General features: G+C 69.5%; 16 protein-coding genes and 3 pseudogenes. 7 read left to right on the top strand and 12 right to left on the bottom strand.

The annotated features are described in order from the left end of the window. Nucleotides 1-488 precede the first annotated feature (488 nt). The 4 genes from ABT114_RS41460 to ABT114_RS41445 form a co-directional block, all read right to left on the bottom strand. Nucleotides 489-1,826, bottom strand: a complete 1,338-nt coding sequence (locus ABT114_RS41460; protein WP_351149792.1) for a DUF3500 domain-containing protein — start codon at nt 1,824-1,826, stop codon at nt 489-491. Between the two features lie 167 nt (nt 1,827-1,993). After that, the gene (locus tag ABT114_RS41455; protein ID WP_351149789.1) at nt 1,994-3,529 is read right to left on the bottom strand and encodes a sensor histidine kinase; all 1,536 of its coding nucleotides are present in this window, start codon (nt 3,527-3,529) and stop codon (nt 1,994-1,996) included. After that, complete coding sequence (locus tag ABT114_RS41450) at nt 3,526-4,251, bottom strand: response regulator transcription factor (protein WP_351149786.1); 726 nt, start codon at nt 4,249-4,251, stop codon at nt 3,526-3,528. Before ABT114_RS41450 ends, ABT114_RS41455 begins: the two co-directional genes overlap by 4 nt. Before the next feature lie 161 nt (nt 4,252-4,412). Beyond that, entirely contained in the window at nt 4,413-6,074 is a 1,662-nt protein-coding gene (locus tag ABT114_RS41445) for a cellulase family glycosylhydrolase (RefSeq protein WP_351149783.1), read from the bottom strand. A gap of 327 nt (nt 6,075-6,401) precedes the next feature. Between ABT114_RS41445 and ABT114_RS41440 the strand changes: the two genes are divergently transcribed. After that, nucleotides 6,402-9,317 (top strand): glycosyl hydrolase 115 family protein, encoded by a 2,916-nt coding sequence (locus tag ABT114_RS41440; RefSeq protein ID WP_351149781.1) that lies wholly within the window; start codon nt 6,402-6,404, stop codon nt 9,315-9,317. A 51-nt stretch (nt 9,318-9,368) separates the two neighbouring features. Here ABT114_RS41440 and ABT114_RS41435 read toward each other — a convergent pair whose 3' ends face one another. From ABT114_RS41435 to ABT114_RS41425, 3 genes are all read right to left on the bottom strand, one after another. Next, nucleotides 9,369-10,439 carry a M14 family metallopeptidase gene (locus ABT114_RS41435; RefSeq protein WP_351149779.1) on the bottom strand — a complete coding sequence of 357 codons (1,071 nt, stop codon included), beginning with the start codon at nt 10,437-10,439 and terminating at the stop codon, nt 9,369-9,371. 10 nt (nt 10,440-10,449) lie between these two features. Then, complete coding sequence (locus ABT114_RS41430) at nt 10,450-10,767, bottom strand: hypothetical protein (protein WP_351149777.1); 318 nt, start codon at nt 10,765-10,767, stop codon at nt 10,450-10,452. A gap of 93 nt (nt 10,768-10,860) precedes the next feature. After that, the gene (locus ABT114_RS41425; protein ID WP_351149776.1) at nt 10,861-11,604 is read right to left on the bottom strand and encodes a TetR/AcrR family transcriptional regulator; all 744 of its coding nucleotides are present in this window, start codon (nt 11,602-11,604) and stop codon (nt 10,861-10,863) included. Between the two features lie 108 nt (nt 11,605-11,712). On the opposite strand from ABT114_RS41425, the gene ABT114_RS41420 reads away from it, so the two are divergent. After that, a complete protein-coding gene (locus tag ABT114_RS41420) occupies nt 11,713-12,015 on the top strand; it encodes a DUF6980 family protein (protein WP_502988486.1) in 303 nt (100 codons plus the stop codon). A gap of 161 nt (nt 12,016-12,176) precedes the next feature. On the opposite strand, the gene ABT114_RS41410 is transcribed toward ABT114_RS41420, so the two are convergent. Both ABT114_RS41410 and ABT114_RS41405 read right to left on the bottom strand, forming a co-directional pair. Further along, nucleotides 12,177-12,782 (bottom strand): GOLPH3/VPS74 family protein, encoded by a 606-nt coding sequence (locus tag ABT114_RS41410; protein WP_351149771.1) that lies wholly within the window; start codon nt 12,780-12,782, stop codon nt 12,177-12,179. Between the two features lie 163 nt (nt 12,783-12,945). Then, a pseudogene (locus ABT114_RS41405) lies at nt 12,946-13,440 on the bottom strand (YbfB/YjiJ family MFS transporter); the annotation flags it as partial. On the opposite strand from ABT114_RS41405, the pseudogene ABT114_RS41400 reads away from it, so the two are divergent. After that, nucleotides 13,425-14,054: pseudogene (locus tag ABT114_RS41400) on the top strand (transposase family protein); the annotation flags it as partial. The pseudogenes ABT114_RS41405 and ABT114_RS41400 overlap by 16 nt on opposite strands. Before the next feature lie 141 nt (nt 14,055-14,195). On the opposite strand, the gene ABT114_RS41395 reads toward ABT114_RS41400, so the two are convergent. Beyond that, nucleotides 14,196-14,498, bottom strand: coding sequence for a muconolactone Delta-isomerase family protein (locus ABT114_RS41395; protein WP_351149768.1), 303 nt, complete (start codon nt 14,496-14,498; stop codon nt 14,196-14,198). A gap of 217 nt (nt 14,499-14,715) precedes the next feature. Between ABT114_RS41395 and ABT114_RS41390 the strand changes: the two genes are divergently transcribed. The 3 genes from ABT114_RS41390 to ABT114_RS41380 all read left to right on the top strand — a co-directional run bounded on the left by ABT114_RS41390 (nt 14,716) and on the right by ABT114_RS41380 (nt 17,001). Next, a complete protein-coding gene (locus ABT114_RS41390) occupies nt 14,716-15,639 on the top strand; it encodes a LysR family transcriptional regulator (protein WP_351149765.1) in 924 nt (307 codons plus the stop codon). Between the two features lie 224 nt (nt 15,640-15,863). Further along, nucleotides 15,864-16,577, top strand: a complete 714-nt coding sequence (locus tag ABT114_RS41385) for an SDR family NAD(P)-dependent oxidoreductase (RefSeq protein ID WP_351149763.1) — start codon at nt 15,864-15,866, stop codon at nt 16,575-16,577. Nucleotides 16,578-16,629: 52 nt separating this feature from the next. Further along, the gene (locus tag ABT114_RS41380) at nt 16,630-17,001 is read left to right on the top strand and encodes a YybH family protein (RefSeq protein ID WP_351149760.1); all 372 of its coding nucleotides are present in this window, start codon (nt 16,630-16,632) and stop codon (nt 16,999-17,001) included. 77 nt (nt 17,002-17,078) lie between these two features. On the opposite strand, the gene ABT114_RS41375 is transcribed toward ABT114_RS41380, so the two are convergent. Further along, on the bottom strand, nt 17,079-17,861 hold the full coding sequence (locus tag ABT114_RS41375; RefSeq protein ID WP_351149757.1) for an SDR family oxidoreductase: 783 nt from the start codon (nt 17,859-17,861) through the stop codon (nt 17,079-17,081). A 201-nt stretch (nt 17,862-18,062) separates the two neighbouring features. Between ABT114_RS41375 and ABT114_RS41370 the strand changes: the two are divergent. Further along, nucleotides 18,063-18,911: pseudogene (locus ABT114_RS41370) on the top strand (helix-turn-helix transcriptional regulator); the annotation flags it as partial. Here the strand turns inward: ABT114_RS41370 and ABT114_RS50765 are convergent. Continuing rightward, on the bottom strand, nt 18,877-19,020 hold a 144-nt coding region (locus tag ABT114_RS50765; protein ID WP_502988491.1), incomplete at its 5' end, for an EF-hand domain-containing protein. The pseudogene ABT114_RS41370 and the gene ABT114_RS50765 sit on opposite strands and share 35 nt — an antisense overlap.

The raw sequence follows: 19,020 nt of genomic DNA, 5'->3' as shown, positions 1-19,020 counted from the left end.
GGCCCGTGGGGAGCCGGGTGGCTCCCGGCCGGACCGGGTGGTGGGTGAAGTCGGCCCGGCCGGGAACGGCCAGCGTCGCTGCGTGTGCAGGAGCTGCCGCCCTCCCACCGTAGAAGCGCGGCAGTCCGCGCGCTGACATCAGCGGTGTCGGAGCATGCCTACCACCTGGGTGGCCGAACCGGCGAACTCCCGCGTTCGGCGTCCAACGGCGTCGTGAGCCGGCCTCGCCGCCATCGAATCTGCCGAGCCTGACAGTTCGGCTCCGGCCGGAGGTTGCGGCACGGCGTCGGCGGCGGCCTCGCCGAGCAGTACCGCGAGGCGTGTGCGGACGGCCGCGCCACCCAGCTTCGCAGCAGACGCAGCGAGCGCCCGGAACCCGCATCGTTACGCGCCGGTGCCACGCCTGGGAACGCGCCGGTGCCGCACCTGGGAAGGTGCGGCACCGGTGATGACAGGAAAACGATCGGTCCGTGATCACGCTCGCCGAGTCACTGGTGATGCGGCGACGTCAGGTAGTGCTGCCTGAGGAGCTCCTTTCCGTAGTCGTTGCCGTTGGGGGTGCGGATGATGGAGTGGACGTGCTTCTGGGTCGCGCCGCTGCCCTGCGTCGCGCCGTACGCGCCGGCGAGGGGGCCGGGTGCCTGGCAGTCGACCTCGACCCACACGACGGGGCTGTGCACCCGGACGTAGAAAGCGTCGTCGTCGCCGGTGCCGCCGGCCCAGGTGACGTAGGTGTCGTCGAGGTGCGCCCGGACCTCGGCCAGCTTGACCTTGGCGGCGTCGGCCTTGGCGCGGCCGACGAAGGCTTCGACGATGCCCAGGAGCTTCTTCTTCTGTGCGCCGGTGAGCGCGTTGCCGCGGATGCCCTCGTACGCCTGGACGGTGTTGTCGGAGAAGGCGCCCGCCTTCATCGACTCGTTCGACTTGGTGGCGGAGGCGATCGCCACCTTCTGCTGTGCCTCGGTGAGGGAGTTGATGAAGGCGAGGCCGGCGACGACCTCCTCGTGGCAGACCGTGACGGTCTCGCCGTCGATCTCCATGGAGGTGGGTTCGGATCCCCAGAAGCAGGGGCTCATGACGACCTGGTTGCCGAGGACGAAGTAGTTGATGACCAGGTGGTGGCCGTCGAACTGGAAGCCCCAGGGCTCGGTGTCCGAGGGGGTGCCCATCACGGTCCAGTAGTAGGCGTCCTCGTTGAAGGAGTTGGTGTTGTTGATCGCCTCGCCGGCGGCCTGGTTGATCTTGCGGATCTTCTCGGTGGTCTCCAGGCCTTCGACGCTGAGCGCGGCCTTCAACAGGGCGGTGCCGAGGGCCTTCTGATCGTCGGTCAGGTCAGCGAGGGAGACGCCCTGGCGCTCGTAGGAGTCGACGTTGCTCCACAGCCGCCACTCGGTGGAGTGGACGGTGAACTGCGTCGAGGTCTTCTGATCGTCGGTGAGCCCGTCGAGGAAGGCGTTCGCCGCGGTGATGACGGGAGCGGTGGCGACGGCCGTGGAGTGGATCGTGAACAGGTCGTCGATCCGCTTGCCGTCGGTGGTCAGGCCGAAGAACTCCTCGGTGATCGACTGGTTGCCGGGACCTCCGGCGCCGCCGCCCGGACCACCACTGGGAGCACCGCTGGGGCTGGCCGAGGCGTCGGCCGTGCCGGTGGTGTCATCCGCGAGGGCGGCCCAGGCACCGGCGCCGCCCATGGTCGCGACCGCCGTGGCGCCGCTGGCGAAGAAGACCTTCCGCATGAAGTTGCGGCGGCTCGCGTGCGCGCGACGTCCGGTCTCCTGCTCCGGCTTCGTCACCACGGACTCCACGGACTCCACGGGCTCGGTCATGAGCTGTGGCTCCCTTCGTTGCGGGCGCAACCACTGTGGTCGGCCTCGGGGATGCCAACTCTGGGGCAGCAACCTGAGGCAGGGCTGAAACGGGGGCGGGAAGGCAGCCGGAACCGCCGCGCCGACGGCCGCACGAGCACGCTTGACCTGTGTGTCTGTGGAAACGCTCAGGGTTTGTGGCCCATGAGGGAAGTCGGCGTGGAAGCCGCCCAGGGCTCTGTACGGCGACCGGCGGCCAGCGGGAGCTCGATCGCGAACTCCGTTTGCCCCGGCTCGCTCTCCACGTCGATACGACCGCCGTGCGCCTCCGTGATCGCTGCGGCGATGGCCAGTCCCAGACCCGAACCGCTCTCCTTGCCGGGGAGGCGGGAGCGGGAGGCGTCGGCGCGGGTGAAGCGCTCGAAGACGGACGGGAGGAGGCCGGGCGGAATGCCGGGGCCGTTGTCGCGTACGCGGATCACACAGTGCGTGTCAGTGGCCTCCACGACGACGGTGATCCGCGTACCGGATGGTGTGTGCACGCGGGCGTTGGCCAGCAGGTTGGCCACCACCTGGTGGAGCCTCGCCTGGTCGCCGACGACCTGCGCGGGAGCGTCCAGGCGCAGGGCGAGCTGCCAGGCATGGTCGCCGCCCGCGGCTTGCGCGTCCCAGACCGCCTCGGCGACCAGGGTCGCCAGGTTCAGCTCGGCCGCCTCCAGCGGGCGTCCCTCGTCGAGCCGGGCGAGCAGCAGCAGGTCCTCGACGAGCCCGGTCATGCGCTCGGACTGGGCGGACACGCGGCGCCAGGCCAGCTGCGGCTCGATCTTCTCGGTGCCGTGGTTCATGAGTTCGGCGTAGCCGGCGATGGAGGCGAGCGGGGTGCGGAGTTCGTGGCTGGCGTCGGCGAGGAAGCGACGCATGCGTTCCTCGGTGCGCTGACGTTCGGTGAGCGAGGTCTCGACATGGTCGATCATGCGGTTGAGCGCGGCGCCCACCTGGCCCGCCTCGGTGGCGGGGTCGGTGTCGCGGGCGGAGACACGGGTGAGCGCGGTGACCTCGCCGCGGTCCAGCGGCGCGTGGGAGACCTCGACGGCGGTGGCCGCGACTCTGTCCAGCGGGCGCAGCTGGCGTCGTATGACCACCGCGGTGACACAGCCCGCGGCGGCGAGGCCGACGGCGGCGATCACGGCCTCGCCCAGGACCAGTCCGTTGATCATGTCCTGTACGTCGTCCATGGGGAGCCCGGCCAGCACGGGGACGCCGTCGCCGCTGATGGCGGTCACGCGGTACGTGCCGAGGCCGGGGATGGTGCGGGTGTGCCGTGATCCGTCCGTGGGGATGCCGCCCAGTGCGGTGCGCTGGGCGGCGGTGAGGACCTGAAGGTGGCTGTCCTCGGTCACCATTTCGGCAGCGATGACCTTCCCGTCGGCGAGTCGGGCTGCCACGGTGCCGGCCGGTTGCCCGCGCTCGGTGAGGAAGCCGAGGTCCGTCGCGTCACCCGTCCGGCGCTGGAGCCCGCCCTGGCTGCGTTCGGCGGCGTCGGTGACGCGCTGGTCCAGGTTCCCGAGCAGATAGGCCCGCTGAACGAACACCGTGGTGAGCGCCATCGCCGCGCAGACGACGATCAACGTCGCGGAGGTGAAGAGCAACAGGCGGGCGCGCAGCGAACGCCCCCGCCACCGGACGGCCGCCGCTGCCCGATGACGGTCCTGGCGCGTCGTCATGTTCTGTCTTCCGCGGCCCTGATCACGTATCCGGCGCCGCGCACGGTGTGGATCATCGGCGCTCGTCCTTTGTCGACCTTCGATCGCAGGCTGTAGATGTACACCTCGACGAGGTTGCCCTCGCCGTCGAACGAGCTGTTCCAGACGTGGTCGAGGATCTGTGTCTTGCTGAGCACCTGGCGCGGGTGGCTCATGAGAAAGCTGAGCAGGTCGAACTCCTTGGCGGTGAGCGGGATCGGCGTCCCACCCCGCTGCACCTGGCGGGTCTTCTCGGCCAGTACGAGGTCACCCAGCACCCGCACGGATTCGTCCTCGGACGCTTCCTCGGTGCCGGCGCGGCGCAGCAGCCCGCGCAGCCGCAGCATGACCTCCTGCAGCGAGAACGGCTTGGTCACGTAGTCGTCGGCGCCCGCCGACAGCCCGTCGATCCGGTGGTCCACGGTGTCGCGGGCGGTGAGCATGAGCACAGGCAGTTTCGTGTTCTCGCGCCTCAGCCGACGCAGCACCTGAAGGCCGTCCACGTCGGGCAGCATCCAGTCCAGGACGACGGCGTGCGGCGCACAGCCACGCGCGATGCGCAGCGCGCTGTGGCCGTCCTCGGCCAAGAACGGCTGCCACCCCGCCTCGGTGACGGCCACGGACAACAACTCGGTGAGTTCGGGCTCATCGTCGACGATCAGCACACGGACCACGCCCTTGTGGGTACCAGCAGCGCCATACATGCCTCGCACTCTGCCTCCGCGCACTGGGCGAACGCTGTGCGCGGCCTGAGTCTGGGCAATGGACTTGAGTCGGTCGGTCCGGTGAGTTGCTTCCTCTTCGTGTACGGCGTGCCGACCGGCGGGGACAATCTGACCCCCGCCGGCCGGCGGGGACGGCTGGGTCAGGTGGTGGCGCAGGTACTGCCGTTGAGGGTGAACGCGGTCGGGGCGGTGTTGGTGGCGCCCTTGCTGCCGATGAAGCCGACGGTGACCGAGCCGCCGGCCGGGATGGTGGAGGTGTAGGAGGCGGGGGTGACGCTCACCGTGCCGCCGCTCTGGCTGGGAGTCCCTCCCCACATGTTGCTGACGGTCTGGCCGTCGGCGAAGGTGAAGGCGAGCTTCCAGCCGCTGACGGCGGTGGTGCCGGTGTTGCCGATGCTGATCTCGCCCTGGAAGCCGCCCGGCCACTCGCCCACCACGCGGTAGCCGACCGAGCAGGTCCCGGCGGGGGTGCTGCCGGTGGTGACGTTCACCGTCGCCGAGCGGGCCGAGCGGTTGCCTGCGGCGTCGTGGGCGTAGACGGCGAAGGTGTACGCCGTTTCGGCGGTGAGGCCGGTCACGGTGACGGTGTTGGTGGTGGAGGCGGCGATCGTCGTCTCGGAGCCGCCGCTGACGCGGACGATCTCGTAGCCGGTGACGCCGACGTTGTCGGTGGCGGCGGTCCAGGTGAGGGCGGCGGAGGTGGCCGTCACGGAGGAGGCGGTCGGGGTGCCGGGCGTGGTGGGGGCCTGGGTGTCGTCGGGGTCGCCGCCGGCGTAGATGGTGGCTTCCTTGGACGTCTGGGCGATGCCGTTGGCGCCGTTGAAGATGCGCTGGCCCCAGGAACTGAGCTGGGTGGGATCGAAGTTGATCGCCAGGTCGAGGATGGGGTCGGTGTTGCCGCTCCAGGACCAGGCCAGATAGCCGAGCTTGAGCTGCTCGGCGGTGGCCATCATGGTGTCCTCGTCCGGGTCGCCGTACTGGTCTGCCGGGCCTCCGAACTCGCCGATGACGATGGGCAGTCCGGCGTCCACGAAGGCGTTCAGGTAGTCGGTGATCTCCTGGGCCGTGTCGAAGACGCTGTACATGTGGATCGAGAAGAGCAGGTTACCGGTGGTGTCGGCGTCGTAGACGGACTGCGCGTTGGCACGCATGACCCCTTGCCAGTCCTGGCCCCAGTTCGGCGCGTCCACCATGATCGTGTGCTGGAACCCGGCGTCGCGCAGCTTCTGGATGGCGGCGATCGTGGGCGCGGTCCAGCCGTCGGGGTTGGTGTTGCCCCAGGGCTCGTTGCCGATGTTGATCATGATGTAGTTCTCTTGCCCGGCCAGCACGTCCTTCAGGCCGATCCAGTAGTCGGCCGCCTCGTCGAGCGTGCCGGCCGCGCTGTCCTCGCCGTAGCCGGTGGTGTCGTGCACCTCCAGCACGCAGATGAGCCGGTTGGCCTTGCACTGGGCGATGACGTCGGCCACGTCCGCGGCGCTGTTCGCGCTCCAGCGGTGGCCGTCGGCGAGGACGACACGGACGGTGTTGGCACCCAGCGCCTTGATGTCGGCCAGCGACTGCGTCTCGCCCGGATACCAGGTGTGGGCGTGGTTGACGCCACGCATGACGAAGTCGTTGCCGTTGCCCTCCAGCACGCGGCCGTCGCTGACGTGGAGACCGGTGGCGAGGACGCTGGACGACTGGGCCTGCGCGGTGGCCGGGCAGAGGACACCGAGGACGACGAGGCCGAAGACGGCGGCCCATCCGGTCAGCAGGTCGGCTAAGGGCCTCTTTCGTGCGGTGCTTCTCGTTTTTCTCACTGCGACTCCAGGGAGTGAGCGCCAAGAAATCAGGCATCGGAATAGTGTGGGAGCGCTCCCATAAAGCCACTATGCCAAGTACACGTCAAGGCATCGCGCACGCACCGAAGGAAGGCGCTGCCGGGATCTGGACGCATCCTTCGGCACTCCCCTAGGGTGATCGGTAAGCGCTTACTGTCCTGCCCATGCCAATGCGCGCGCCCAGCCCTGCCACGGCCCGGACGACGAGCCCGACGCCGGGCCGGCGCGGAAAGGCAGTGCCTCGTGCCGCACAACGAGCCGCACCATCCGTCGCGTTCATGGACCCGCAAATCGTTCCTGCGGGGAATGGCGGCCGCAGGCGCGGCCCCCTTCCTCCCCGCCGTGCTTCCGGCCGCCGCCCGGGCCGCGGCGTCGGATCGACCGGACTTCCCCCTGGTACAGGGCGGCGCCGCCGTCGACCTATTCGTGGACCTGGCGGACGACCCCGCCGTGGTCCGCGCCTGCGCCGATCTCCAGGCGGACGTGGAGCGGGTCTCCGGGATACGGCCACGGCTCCTGCACGACGTGCCGGAAAAGGCCGAGCACGTGATCCTGGTGGGCACCATCGGCGCGAGCCCGGTCATCGACCGGCTCATAGCGCAGCGGAGCCTGGACACCTCCCGGGTGACGGGCCGCTGGGAGGCGTCCGTGACCCAGGTCGTCGACCGTCCGTTGCCCGGGGTGGAACGCGCCCTGGTGATCGCCGGGAGCGACCGGCGCGGCACCGTCTACGGCATCTACGACACCTCGGAACGCATCGGCGTCTCGCCCTGGTACTGGTGGGCCGACGTACCGGTCGAGCACCGTGACAGCGTGACGGTCCCGGCCGGCCCCTTCAAACGGTACGAGCCGTCCGTCCGTTACCGGGGCGTCTTCATCAACGACGAGCAGAACCTGACCACTTGGTCGAACCGGAACCAGGAGCCCGACAAGAACATCGGGCCCAGGACCTACGAGCTGATCTTCGAGCTGCTCCTCCGCCTCAAGGCCAACTACCTGTGGCCCGCCATGCACCCGTACTCCGACTTCTTCAACAAGTATCGGGAGAACCCGGCATTGGCCGACCAGTACGGCATCGTGGTCGGCTCCAGCCACCCGGAGGCCATACTGCGCAACGGCGTCCATGAATGGGACCCGTGGGCACAGGAGCACCTGGGTGCGGACGGAAGCCTGCCGGTGTACGACTACACGGTGAACCCCGAGGTCATCTCCGACTACTGGCGAGCTCGGGCACGGCAGAACGCCGCCTACGAGAGCAGCTGGACGCTCGGCATGCGCGGCCTGCACGACACCGCGCTCGAGACGCGGAACGCCACCACGATCCCGGAGAAGGTCGCGGTGATGAACGACATCATCGCCGACCAGCGCAGAACCCTGGCCGAGGAGGTCGGCGCGGCCGCCGAGCCGCAGATCTTCATCCCGTACAAGGAGGTCCTGGACCTGTACAACGCCGGCGTCCAGGTCCCCGACGACGTCACGCTGATCTGGCCGGACGACAATCACGGAAACATACGCCAGCTGCCGAACGAGACGGAACGACAACGAGCGGGCGGCAACGGGATCTACTACCACCTCTCCTACTGGGGCCGCCCCAGGAGCTACCTGTGGCTGGACACCACCCAGCTGAGCAAGATCTGGCAGGAACTGCGCCGGATCTACGACCACCAGGTCGACCGAATGTGGATCTTCAACGTCGGAGACCTCAAGTCGATCGAGAACGGGCTGTCGTTCTGTATGGACATGGCCTGGGAGGTGGACCGCTGGGGTCCGGAGAACGTCGAGGAGTTCCTGGTGGAGTGGGCCGGACGCCAGTTCGGGCGGCGCCACGGCCCGGAGATCGCCGCCATCCGCACGGAGTACTACCGCCTCGCGGCGCAGCGGCGTCCGGAGTTCATCGACCGCGGCATCTTCTCGACCGTGCATCACGGTGACGAGGCGGACCTCCGGCTGGCCGCCTACCGGAAGGTACTGGCCCGCGCCCAGACGCTCGGCGCCAAGCTCCCCGACGCCTACCGGGACGCCTTCTACGAACTCGTCGAGTATCCGATCCACGGCGCGTACTTGATGAATCTCAAGTACTACTGGGCGGATCGCAACACGCTCGCCGTCCGCCAGGGACGCGGGGCCGGAGTGAACCGCTTCGCGGACCTGGCCGAGGCCGCCCACGCCGACGAGCTGGCGATCACCAAGCGCTACAACACCGAGATCGCGGGCGGGAAATGGGACGGGTTCATCAACCCCTACCCCTCCCAGATACCGAAGGCGCCGGGCCGCCCGAGCGTCACCAGGGTTGCCCGGCAGGAGACGTCGGGACTGGGAGTGGCGATCGAGGGCAACGAGACCGGCACGGACCGGCCCCTGTCCTTCTCCTCCTACACCCGCGACCGGCGCTTCGTCGACGTGTTCAACACCGGCTTCCTCGAACTGGAGTGGAGTGCCGAAGCGAGCCACCCCTGGGTCCGGCTGAGCGCGTCGGGCGGCATCATGACCGACCAGACACGCACCTGGGTGGAGATCGACTGGGACCGAGTCCCCGAGGGCACACACGACGCAACCGTCACCGTCACCGGCGGCGGGCAGAGCATCGACGTACCCCTGCACGTGCTCAACGACAGCGCACGTGAACGCCAACGGGCCCGTGGGTTCGTCGAGTCCCATGGGTACGTCTCGATCGACGCCGCACATTTCGACGGTCAGGTGGCACGCGGCGGAGCCCGCTGGCGGGTCGTACGCGGACTCGGGCGCCGCACTGGGGCCGTCGAGGCCGTACCGTCGACCGCACCACCGATCACCGACGACTTCACCGCCCGGGCTCCGGAGCTGCGCTACCGGGTGCGTTTCACCGGCACCGGCACCTTCCCGGTGACCGTCTTCCGCCTGCCCTCCCTCGACGAGCGCGGACAGCGCCGGGTGGCCGTCGCCCTCGACGACCAGCCGGTCACGGTCCTGGTGGGGCAGACCATCGCCACCGGGAACCGGGGCGACGCCTGGGCCCGCAACGTGGAAGAGGGCATCGAGAAACTGACCGCGACGGTGACCGTGGCCGATCCCGGCGAACATGTCCTGAGGCTGTTCATGGTCGACCCCGCGATCGCCGTCGACCAGATCGTCATCGACACCGGCGGGTTGCCCGCCAGCTACCTCGCGCCGCCGGAGAGTTACCACCCCTCCTTCAATCCCGACCCCGCTTTCGGAGCGGGCCTGGACACGACCAACGAGTAGTGCGTCGGAAGCGGCTGCACTCGATCAGGAGGGGAGCTGCGCCGGCAGGTCTCAGCGGAGAGCTGCCACGCAGAACTGCACCAGACCGGCGTCGGTATCCAGGATGATCCGCTCCATCTCCGGCCACGGCGGTTGGAAGCTCGTGCCCCACTCGATCGTGAAAGAGAGGATCTTGCCCTTGTCGGGGTCGACGATGTGACGGGAGTAGGCGTAGTCGTCGCTGGTTCCGCAGGTCGGGTACAGGTGGAAGGCGGACATCGGGGTGTAGGCACTGCCGCGCACGCCCTTCAGTCCCTGGCAGAACTGCTCGGCGAGCACGACGGCGTCGGCAGCGTCGCCGTTCGGGATGAACTCCGCGTAGGCCGGGTCGTCGGCCACTCCTCGCGTGCCGTCGAAGGCGGGGTTGAGGAAGTTCATGGCCTGGTCGACGGACTGGTTCTCGTCGTCTCCCCAGACGAAGAGCATGTCCTCGGAGTAGCTGTGCACGTCGATGAACCAGCGGGTCCGCGGGAACTCGTCGAGCAGCCGGCGCACGTTGCGGGTCTCGGGCTCCGAGAAGGGGCTGGGGCCCTGGTACACCTGGAGATCACCCGGGTCGGCGGAGACCCGGGGCCCGGCGGTCGGGTCGAAGGCGGTGGCGAAGTCGAAGAGGAATTCGAAGTTGCGATTGATGTCGACGCCGATGCGGGCGGGGTCGCCGCCGGAGTTCGCCGGGTTGCGGTTCTTTCGCCACATCGGTTCGACGCTCTGGCTGTAGTGCCGGCCGTCCGGGTTGACGAGCGGGAAGATCACGACATCCAGGCCCTCCAGGATCCTGCGCACCTGGTCGGAGGTGAAGCTCGTACCGCCGTAGATGAGACCCGTACCGCCGCTGTGTGCCTCCAGCAGGTCGGCGGCGAGGTGGATGAGGACCTCGCAGCTGCCCCATTCGCGGGCGTGCACACCGCCGATCAGTACGGCGCAGTCGTTCGTGCCGGCGGGGGCCGCGCCGATCCGCAAGGCGTGGCAGACACGGCCTTCGACCGAGGACTCGGGCAGTTCGATGATGTCGCATGCGGACGGGAACGCGGTGGCCAGGCTGGTCACCGCGGACTCGACCTCGGTGGTGTTCAGGTACGACATGGTGTCCCTCCTAGGTGTCCTTCACCTTGAGGGCCAGCCCGTGCGGAATGGCGTCCTCGGGGGCGAACCGGTCTCCCTCACCGACCTCGGCCTGGCGGGCACGGCCTGTGGCTGTGACGTCCTCGAGCGCCCTCACCGTCACGCCCTCGCGTTCGAGGGCCTCGGCCTGCTCGGGGGAGACGTAGGCCTCGATGCTGAAGCTTCCGTCGTCTCCCTGGCGTGGGCGCCCGCCGACGTCAGGGTGTGCCTCACGCAGGAGCGCGCGCAGGGTTTCGGCGTCTTTGGCGGTGACGCGGACCCGGAGAGTCTGGTACGGAGCGGTGGACATGGCGGCCTCTTTCGGGCGCCGACGGCTTCACATCAGCGATGCCGACGACGCGGGTGCTGACGTATACATATGTCCGATGTGTACCTCGTATCCTCAGGGTGCGCTTCCGCCGTAGAACGAGTCAAGGGGTGGCTCGGGCATCACGCTCAGCAGGCAGTCGAGGCCCGAAATCAGCTCTTGCTCGTCGTCGTACTCGGCGAGTTGAGGGACGAGCGCACGCAGGCGCGGGTACTCGGCGGCGGGCAGCCGGTGCAGGCCCAGACGCAGCATCAGGTCCGGCTCGTCGGGGTTGTCGACCACCTGTCGCTTGTCCACCAGGAGACAGCCGAGGTTCCAGGCCACAAAGGTGCGGTAGATCGTCAGCGCGGTGGCGTCGTCGAAACCGGCCCGGCCGAGTACCGCGAGGATGTGCTCGGTGAGCTGGAGCAGCGGCGCCGGGCGCCGGGCCACCGGCACGCCGAGCGGGCGCGTGGCCACCACGGGCAGGATCTCGGGGTGGGCGTGCGCCACGGAGGCGAAGGCACGTGCGATGCGGCGCAGTTCGATGCGCCAGGGCACGTCGGCGGATTCCGTGCCCCGCTCGGAGTGGATCTCCTCTGCCGAGGTTCGCAGCCGGTCGTTGACCTCGGCGAAGAGGGCCTCGACCAGGCCGTCGACCAGTGCTTCCTTGCCGGCCGTGTAGCGGTAGATGGCCATCGGCTCGACGCCCAGATCAGTCGCCAGGCGCCGCATGGTCAGCGCCGCGAGCCCCTCCCGGTCGACCAGGGCGACGGCCGCGGCGAGGACCAGCGGGCGACTCAGGCGCCGCCGCTTCTCCGGACCGTCCCGCTCAACCATGTCCGCACTCCCATCGCGGGGGCCGGGGCCCTCGGTCGACAGGGATACAAGGTACATATCATTCATAATTGTACTGAATATCCGTCCGGAAATGGGCTCACCGGAGGGATGGAGAGCGCACACCCACGTGCACCCGTTGATCATCACAGGCGCCGCTGCGACCAGCATGCCGACCCTTTCGCCTGCCCGGACGCATTGATCGCATTCACCGCCAAGTTCCAGGAGTACGGGCTGATCATTCATGACGGCGGTGGCGTCGCCCATGCCGAACTGCGCGAAGACCAGTGGGCAATCGTCTCCGGGCTCCCGGGCATCGTCGCCACGACGACCGGGCCATGGCCCTCCGCGTACGGCTCCGCGGAGTTCCTCAGAGCATGGTCGGAACAGCCCGGCTTCCGGCTCTTGAAGTAGCCGGAACGCATCAGCTGATGCCATGGCGCGGTGGCGAACAGGTGCCGGACGCCGTCGTTGCGATCGCAGGTGGCGCGCATCCTGTGTCTGGGCTCGCGGTCGGGGTCCTTGTGGCGACCACCTCGTTCAGCCCACGCGGCTGGACATTCGCGGTGTCCCGGTCATTCGCCGCGCCAGACGTTGTCGAAGGCCGCGTCTTCGATGGCCCGCCGTTGCCGTACGGCTTCCAGTTCCATCACCGCGTCGTTGACGGCGGCCAGCACGGTCACGACCGCCTCGTTCACTGCGTCCGTGGAGTCTTCGGTCGGTTGGTCGACGATCCCGACGGCAGCGGCGAGGGCGGCGAGGACCGGCTCGCCCGATGCCCAGCGGTCGGCCGCGTGGCGGCGGGCCGGTGAGTCGGCCGGTGCCGTCCGGGTGGTCCGAAGCGGATTCCAGCGGCGCCGCTGCCAGGTGATGTCTCCGTCTCTCTCCAGGGCGGCGAGGTAGGCCCGGGACAGGCCGCGGCCCCGGCGCCACAGCCAGTCCTCGACCGGCTCGTAGGGTTCCTGTCGGACGAGCGAGGACGCTGCCTCGTCCAACAGGTCGTCACCCATTGCCGGGTGCAGGCTGGGCACGATGTGGTCGCCCTGCAGGGTGAGGGCCTCCGCGCCGATGAGGTCGATCACCTCGGCTCCCGCGAGCGCCAGCGACAGGTCGCCCGGCTCCACCGGACGGGCGGGCCTCACGTCCATGGCGACGATCATCAGATCCGTGGGTGTGGTCATGAATGACTCCAGATCAGAGGCATTGGCGACGTTACTGTAGGTCGCTGAGCCGCCCAGACGGTGCCGGGCGCGCGGCCGAACGCGGCGGGTTTCGGTCCGGTCGCACGCCGCGGTGGGCGTCCGGAATGGGGGCTTCCCGCCGCTCGGCTGCAGCCCTGCTTCGTCAGGGGCGGTCGGCACGCATCGCGACAGTGTCCGCCGGTGCCGACCGCGGTACGGGAACGGCGCGCCGTACGGCGGCCATGTGGTGGGGGAAGCCGATGCGCAGGACGGCGGCAGCGGCAGCGGCGGCGAGGACCACCAGGGCGGCCAGGATCAGGGCCTGCCGGTAGCCGTCATGAAGCAGTGGGGCGACAAGCAGGGGGCCGAGGATCTGGCCGACGGAGTATCCGGCGGTCAGCAGGGCGACGGAGCGGGGGAACCGCAGGTGGGCACCCGTGGCCAGGGCGATGGTGCTCACGCCGATGAACGTCGCGCCGAACAGGACCGCGGAGATCAGGGCGGCCGCCACGCCGGCGACGAGGGCGGGCAGGGCGATGCCGATCGCCTGGAGGACGAGCGCCGCCAGCAGGAGATCCGGGCGGGACCAGCGACGCCCGAGCCGGGCCCACAGCGCCGAGGACGGCACGGCCGCCACGCCCCCCGCTGGGCGAGCCCCGCCGCTACTTCTACGACCTGACCGGCTCCACCGCGCACCGCGATGCGCAGATCCGCCACGCCCTCACGAGGCTGCTGCACCACACCCGTACCACCGGCGCGGCAGCGATCGCGATCGAGGACCTGGACTTCACCGACGGCCGGTGCCGGGAGAAGCACGGCCGCAACAAACGCTTCCGGCGACTGATCTCCCGCTTCCCCACCGCGAAACTGAAATCGCGGCTGGTGGCGATGGCCGCCGAACAGGACATCGCCATCGTCGCGGTCGACCCCGCCTACACCTCCCGGTGGGGCGCCCAGCACTGGCAGCAACCCCTCACCACCAGCAACCGACAGGTTTCCCGGCACGATGCCGCCAGCATCGCGATCGGGCGACGCGCCCTCGGACACCCGATCCGGCGACGGACGACACCGCCCCCTGCTCACCAGAGCGATGAACAGGGGCATCGGACCGCCCAGGCCCAACCGGGAACCCGCAGGCGTGAGGAACCCCGCCCCCGCATCCCCGGACCACGCACCAGATGCGTGCCGCCCGGCAGCGGAGCGAAAGCGGGCGACCAGCGTGCCCAACACCGTTCGGAGCACGCGACTGAGCACGAGTCCTGGAGTCCCTAGGAACGGTACTGCGCTCATGACCTGTTCCTCAGCAACGGGGATACGAAGGCAAGGTGAGGCGCGGCTCACGGTCGAGGCGCGCGGCTCAGCGTCGAACCGCGGCCGGGCGGCGGAGAGCCGACTGAACGGGTGCGTGGGTCGTCACGCGGAGGGGGCGGATCGTCCCGGGTCGTTGGGGTGGGATTCGAGCGCGGTGACGGTGAGAGTCATCCATGGGCGCAACGGCAGTGTGCCGAGCACCTTCTCCTGGAGTTCCTCCTCGTCGGCGGCGCACCAGATGCCGATGCTGCGGAGTTCGCCGACCGGGCGCCACAGGCGCGCCAGGTTGCCGGTGGCAGCCAGTTCCTTGGCGCGGACGGCTTCCGCGGCGCGCCGCCGGTCGACCTCGTCCTGGCTGGTGCCCGCAGGGATGGTCGTGGTGATCTCGACCAGGAATTCACGCATGGTCCTGCTCCGTTCGGTGGGGCGTCCGGCTCGGGCCGCCACACCATGGGGGGGAAGGTGGTGTTGTTCTCGGATGCCGAGCGGCCGTTGTGGTCGGACGGTGGCCGCCCCCCCCTGACGTCGGCAGGGTCCATCCCCCTATCGTGTGCCGGCGGCCCGGAGGACGCCACGACCGGCGTCCTCGCTACTGGTAGGCGCAACCTCCCACCGACGTAGCATGGTGGGCGTGGAGCTGCGCCAACTGCGGTACTTCGTCGCCGTCGCCGAGGAACTGAACTTCGGACGGGCCGCCGAGCGGCTCCTGATCGCCGGGCCCTCCTTGTCCCAGCAGATCAAGGCACTGGAACGCGACCTGGGCGTACGCCTGTTCGATCGCGATCGGCGCTCGGTGTCCCTCACCCCGGCCGGTGCCGCGCTGCTCCCGCACACCCGTGCCCTGCTGGAGCGGGCCGCCGACCTCCAGCGCCGCGCCGGCCGGCTGGCCGGATCGGAGCCTGTCCGGCTCGGCTACGTCAACTGGCTTCCCACGGATCTGACCGCCATCACCTCCGCGGTGGCCCAGCTCCATGTCGACGCGTGGATCGCGCCCTCCCACACCCAGGCCGCCCGGGTCGCCGACGGCAGCCTCGACCTCGCGGTGTGCTGGGTACGGAGCGAAGACCTGGAGCGGCACGGCCTGCACGCCCGACTCCTGGGCGCCGACCGCCTCTACGCCATCACCACCGGTACCGACACCAGCGACATACCCGCCCGGGACACCGTCGTCCTCCTCGACGACGACACCACCTCCTGGGCGTCCTGGAACGCCTACGCCGAAGAACTCGCCCGGGACACGGGGGCCCACGCGGTACACATCTCCGACGGCGGTATCACCGGACCCGCCTTCTTCGACCACGTCCGCCGCAGCAGCCGCCCGGTCATCAACTCACCCAAGGGCCAGACCACTCCGCTGCCGCCCGACCTGGTCCGACGCCCCGTGGTCGCGCCGGAAATCCACTGGACCTGGTCCCTGGTCCGGCGCCACAGCGAGGACCGCGCCGCAGTCCTTGCCGTCGTCGATGCCCTCTGCGACGGCGTCGGCGACCTGGGCATCAACGCGCCGGGCGCCTGGGTACCCGACGATGACCCGTACCGGCAGTAGGCAGCTCCGCCGCTCGAGCGATGGCGAGCGCGAGATCTGCGATCCGACGCTGTCGCGCTGACCTGTCCTGGGAGGCTGGTCCTACCAACCAGGAGGCAGCCGGTCCCAAAAACGCCCCGCTGACCTTTGACTTCTTCTCGATCCGCTACCTACGGTCTGAATAGTCGACCGGTCGACTAGAAGGGACCGGTCGCAGCACCTCAACCCCACTCGAGAAGGCCACCATGAGCTCTCAGAACCAGAAGGTCGCAGTCATCACCGGCGCCTCGCAGGGCATCGGCGCCGGCATCGGCGACGCCTACCGCAAGCTCGGCTACGCCGTCGTCGCCACCTCGCGCACCATCGCCCCCTCCAGCGATGCGGGCACCCTGACCGTCCAGGGCGACATCGCCGACCCCACCACCGCCGAACGCGTCATCACCGCCGGCATCGAACGGTTCGGCCGGATCGACACTCTGGTCAACAACGCGGGCCTCTTCGTCGCCAAGCCCTTCACCGACTACACCCAGGACGACTACGCCACCGTGACCGGCGTGAACCTCACCGGCTTCTTCCGCATCACCCAGCTGGCCATCGAGCACATGCTCACCCAGGGCGGCGGCCACATCATCAACATCACCACCAGCCTCGTCGACAACGCCGACTCGCGCGTCCCCTCCGTGCTCGCCTCCCTGACCAAGGGCGGCCTGCAGTCCGCCACCAAATCCCTCGCCATCGAGTACGCCACCCGCGGCATCCGCGCCAACGCCGTCTCGCCGGGCACCATCAAGACCCCCATGCACCCCGAAGAGACCCATGAGACCCTCGCCGGCCTGCACCCGGTCGGCCGCATGGGCGAGCAGAGCGACATCGTCGACGCGGTGATCTACCTGGAGAACGCCCCGTTCGTCACCGGCGAGATCCTCCACGTGGACGGCGGCATGAGCGCCGGCCACTGACCTCCCGAGAACCGCAGGCAGGCACCGATTCCGCTCGGCAGGAGAGAACCTGATGAACAGCACGACAGATCCTGAAGCGATCCTGCGCGACGTCCTCGACCAGTGGAAGGAAGGCGTTGACAGGCACGAGCCGCAGCGGGTCGCCGCCGCCTTCACCGAGGACGCGATCTTTCAGGGACTGCACCCCTACAGCGTCGGACGGAAGGGCGTCGCCGACTACTACGATTCCCAACCCCTCGGGATGACGGCCGCCTATCGGATTCTCGAGACGAGGCGGCCCGCCGACCACCTCGTGCTCGGGTATCTGAGGGTCGACTTCTCGTTCACCGACCGGCCCACACTGGGCCTCAATCTCAGCGTCCTGGTACAGCACGTGGAGGACGGCTGGTACATCAGCCACTACCAGGTCTCGCGCCTCGACTAGGGCTTGCCCGGCCGATCAAGTCGCAGGAAAGCGACGGTGCCTTGGCAGTCTGGAGAGCGGGGGCGATGGGGCCCCGCTCAGACGATGCCGCCGTTGGCGCGCACGACCTGGCCGTTGACCCAGTGGCCGGCCGGTGAGGCCAGGAAGGCGACGACTTCGGCGATGTCGGCGGGGGTACCGAGGCGCTCCAGCGGAGGCTGCGCGGCCAGTCGGGCGACAGTCTGTTCGTCCTTGCCCTCGAGGAAGAGATCGGTGGCGGTCGGGCCGGGGGCGACGGTGTTGACGGTAACGTCCCGGCCGCGCAGCTCACGGGCGAGGATCAGGGTGAGCGCCTCGACGGCGCCCTTGCTGGCGCTGTAGGCGCCGTAGCCGGGGAAGGCCAGGCCGACCACGGAGGTGGAGAACGTGACGAACGCGCCGCCGGCGCGGATCCTGCGCGCGGCCTGCTGAGCCACCACGAAGGTGCCGCGGATGTTGGTGCGGTGCAGCTTGTCCAGCTCCGCCAGGTCCATTTCGGCGACCGGTGCCAGGTACATGCGCCCTGCCGCGTGGGCGACGACATCGACGCCGCCGAACTCCGCCTCGGCGGCGTCGAACAAGGCGGCCACCTGCTGTTCGTCGGCAATGTCGGCCTGGACGGCGATGGCCCGGCCGCCGACGGCGGTGACGTCCTTCACGGCGGCTTCGGCCAGCTCGCGGTTGCCCGCGTACCCGACCACCACGGCGAGTCCGTCGGCGGCGAGCCGGCTGACGGTCTCGCGGCCGATGCCGCGGGAGCCGCCCGTGACGATGGCTACGCGGGGGTGATCAGTGCCGTGGTCGGGGGCGGCGTGACTGTTCGCGGGTTCCTGGGCAGCCATGGAGACTCCTGTACAAAGGTGCGGTTCGGGAACGCCACGACAAGTGGTTCGCGGCGTCGGGGCAGACCCTCGGCGCTGTGGCCGACGGCGCCCCGCTTGCTCCTCCAGCGTGCGCCGATGTCGTGATGACAGCCACGGCTGTCTCTACCCTGGGGTCGCCGTCCCCTGGCTCAGCCCGCCGGCGCGCGTGAGGATGGAGGGGTGAATCACTCGGAGCTCGCCGCATTCCTGAAGTCCCGGCGCGACCGGATCCGCCCGTCCGACGTCGGGCTGCCGACCGGGCCCAGGCGCCGGGTCGCCGGTCTGCGGCGCGAGGAGGTCGCCCAACTGGCGGGGCTGTCCGCGGACTACTACACCGAGCTGGAACGTGGCCGTGGCGCCCAGCCTTCGGCTCAGGTGCTGGCCGCTCTCGCCAGGGCCCTGCGGTTGAACGGCGACGAACGTGACCACCTGTTCCATCTCGCCGACCGCCCGGTCCCCCCGGCGCACCGCGGTCCCACTGCGCATGTCCAGCCGGCCCTGCTCGGTCTGCTGGACCGGCTGGCCACCACCCCGGCCCAGGTCATCACCGACCTGCACGAAATCCTCGTCCAGAACGATCTGGCCGCCGCGCTCGTCGGCCGGCCCCGGGCAGTGCGCGGCCGTGAGGCGAGCTTCGTCTACCGCTGGTTCACCGACCCCGCCGCCCGTGCGCTCTACCCGGCCGAGGACCATCCTCATCACTCCCGGGTCTTCGTGGCCGATCTCCAGGCGGTCGCCGCCCGGCGCGGCGGCGACACCGAGGTGGCGGAGATGGTGGCCGGGTTGCGCAGGCGCAACAAGGAGTTCGCCGCCCTCTGGGACACCCACGACGTCGCCCTGCGGCGCACCGATCACAAGCGCATCGTCCACCCGGCGCTGGGCACCATCGAACTGGACTGCCACAGCCTGTTCAGCGAGGACGGGCGCCAGCGCCTGCTGTGGTTCACCGCTCCGCCCGGCACCGAAGGCGCCGCCCAGCTGGAACTGCTGTCCGTCATCGGGACACAGGACATGACGAGCGGCACGAGCGCGGTCGACGGAATTCGTCGAACGACAGGACCTTGTCGCCGTTGAGGTCACGGGTCTTGATGATGGCCTCCGCGACCGACTCCGTGACGTTCCAGTCGCCCTCCTGAGC

Source organism: Streptomyces sp. NPDC002088, assembly GCF_040296605.1.
In the GTDB taxonomy this organism is placed as follows: Bacteria; Actinomycetota; Actinomycetes; order Streptomycetales; family Streptomycetaceae; genus Streptomyces.
This window is presented reverse-complemented; position numbering and strand designations above follow the sequence as displayed.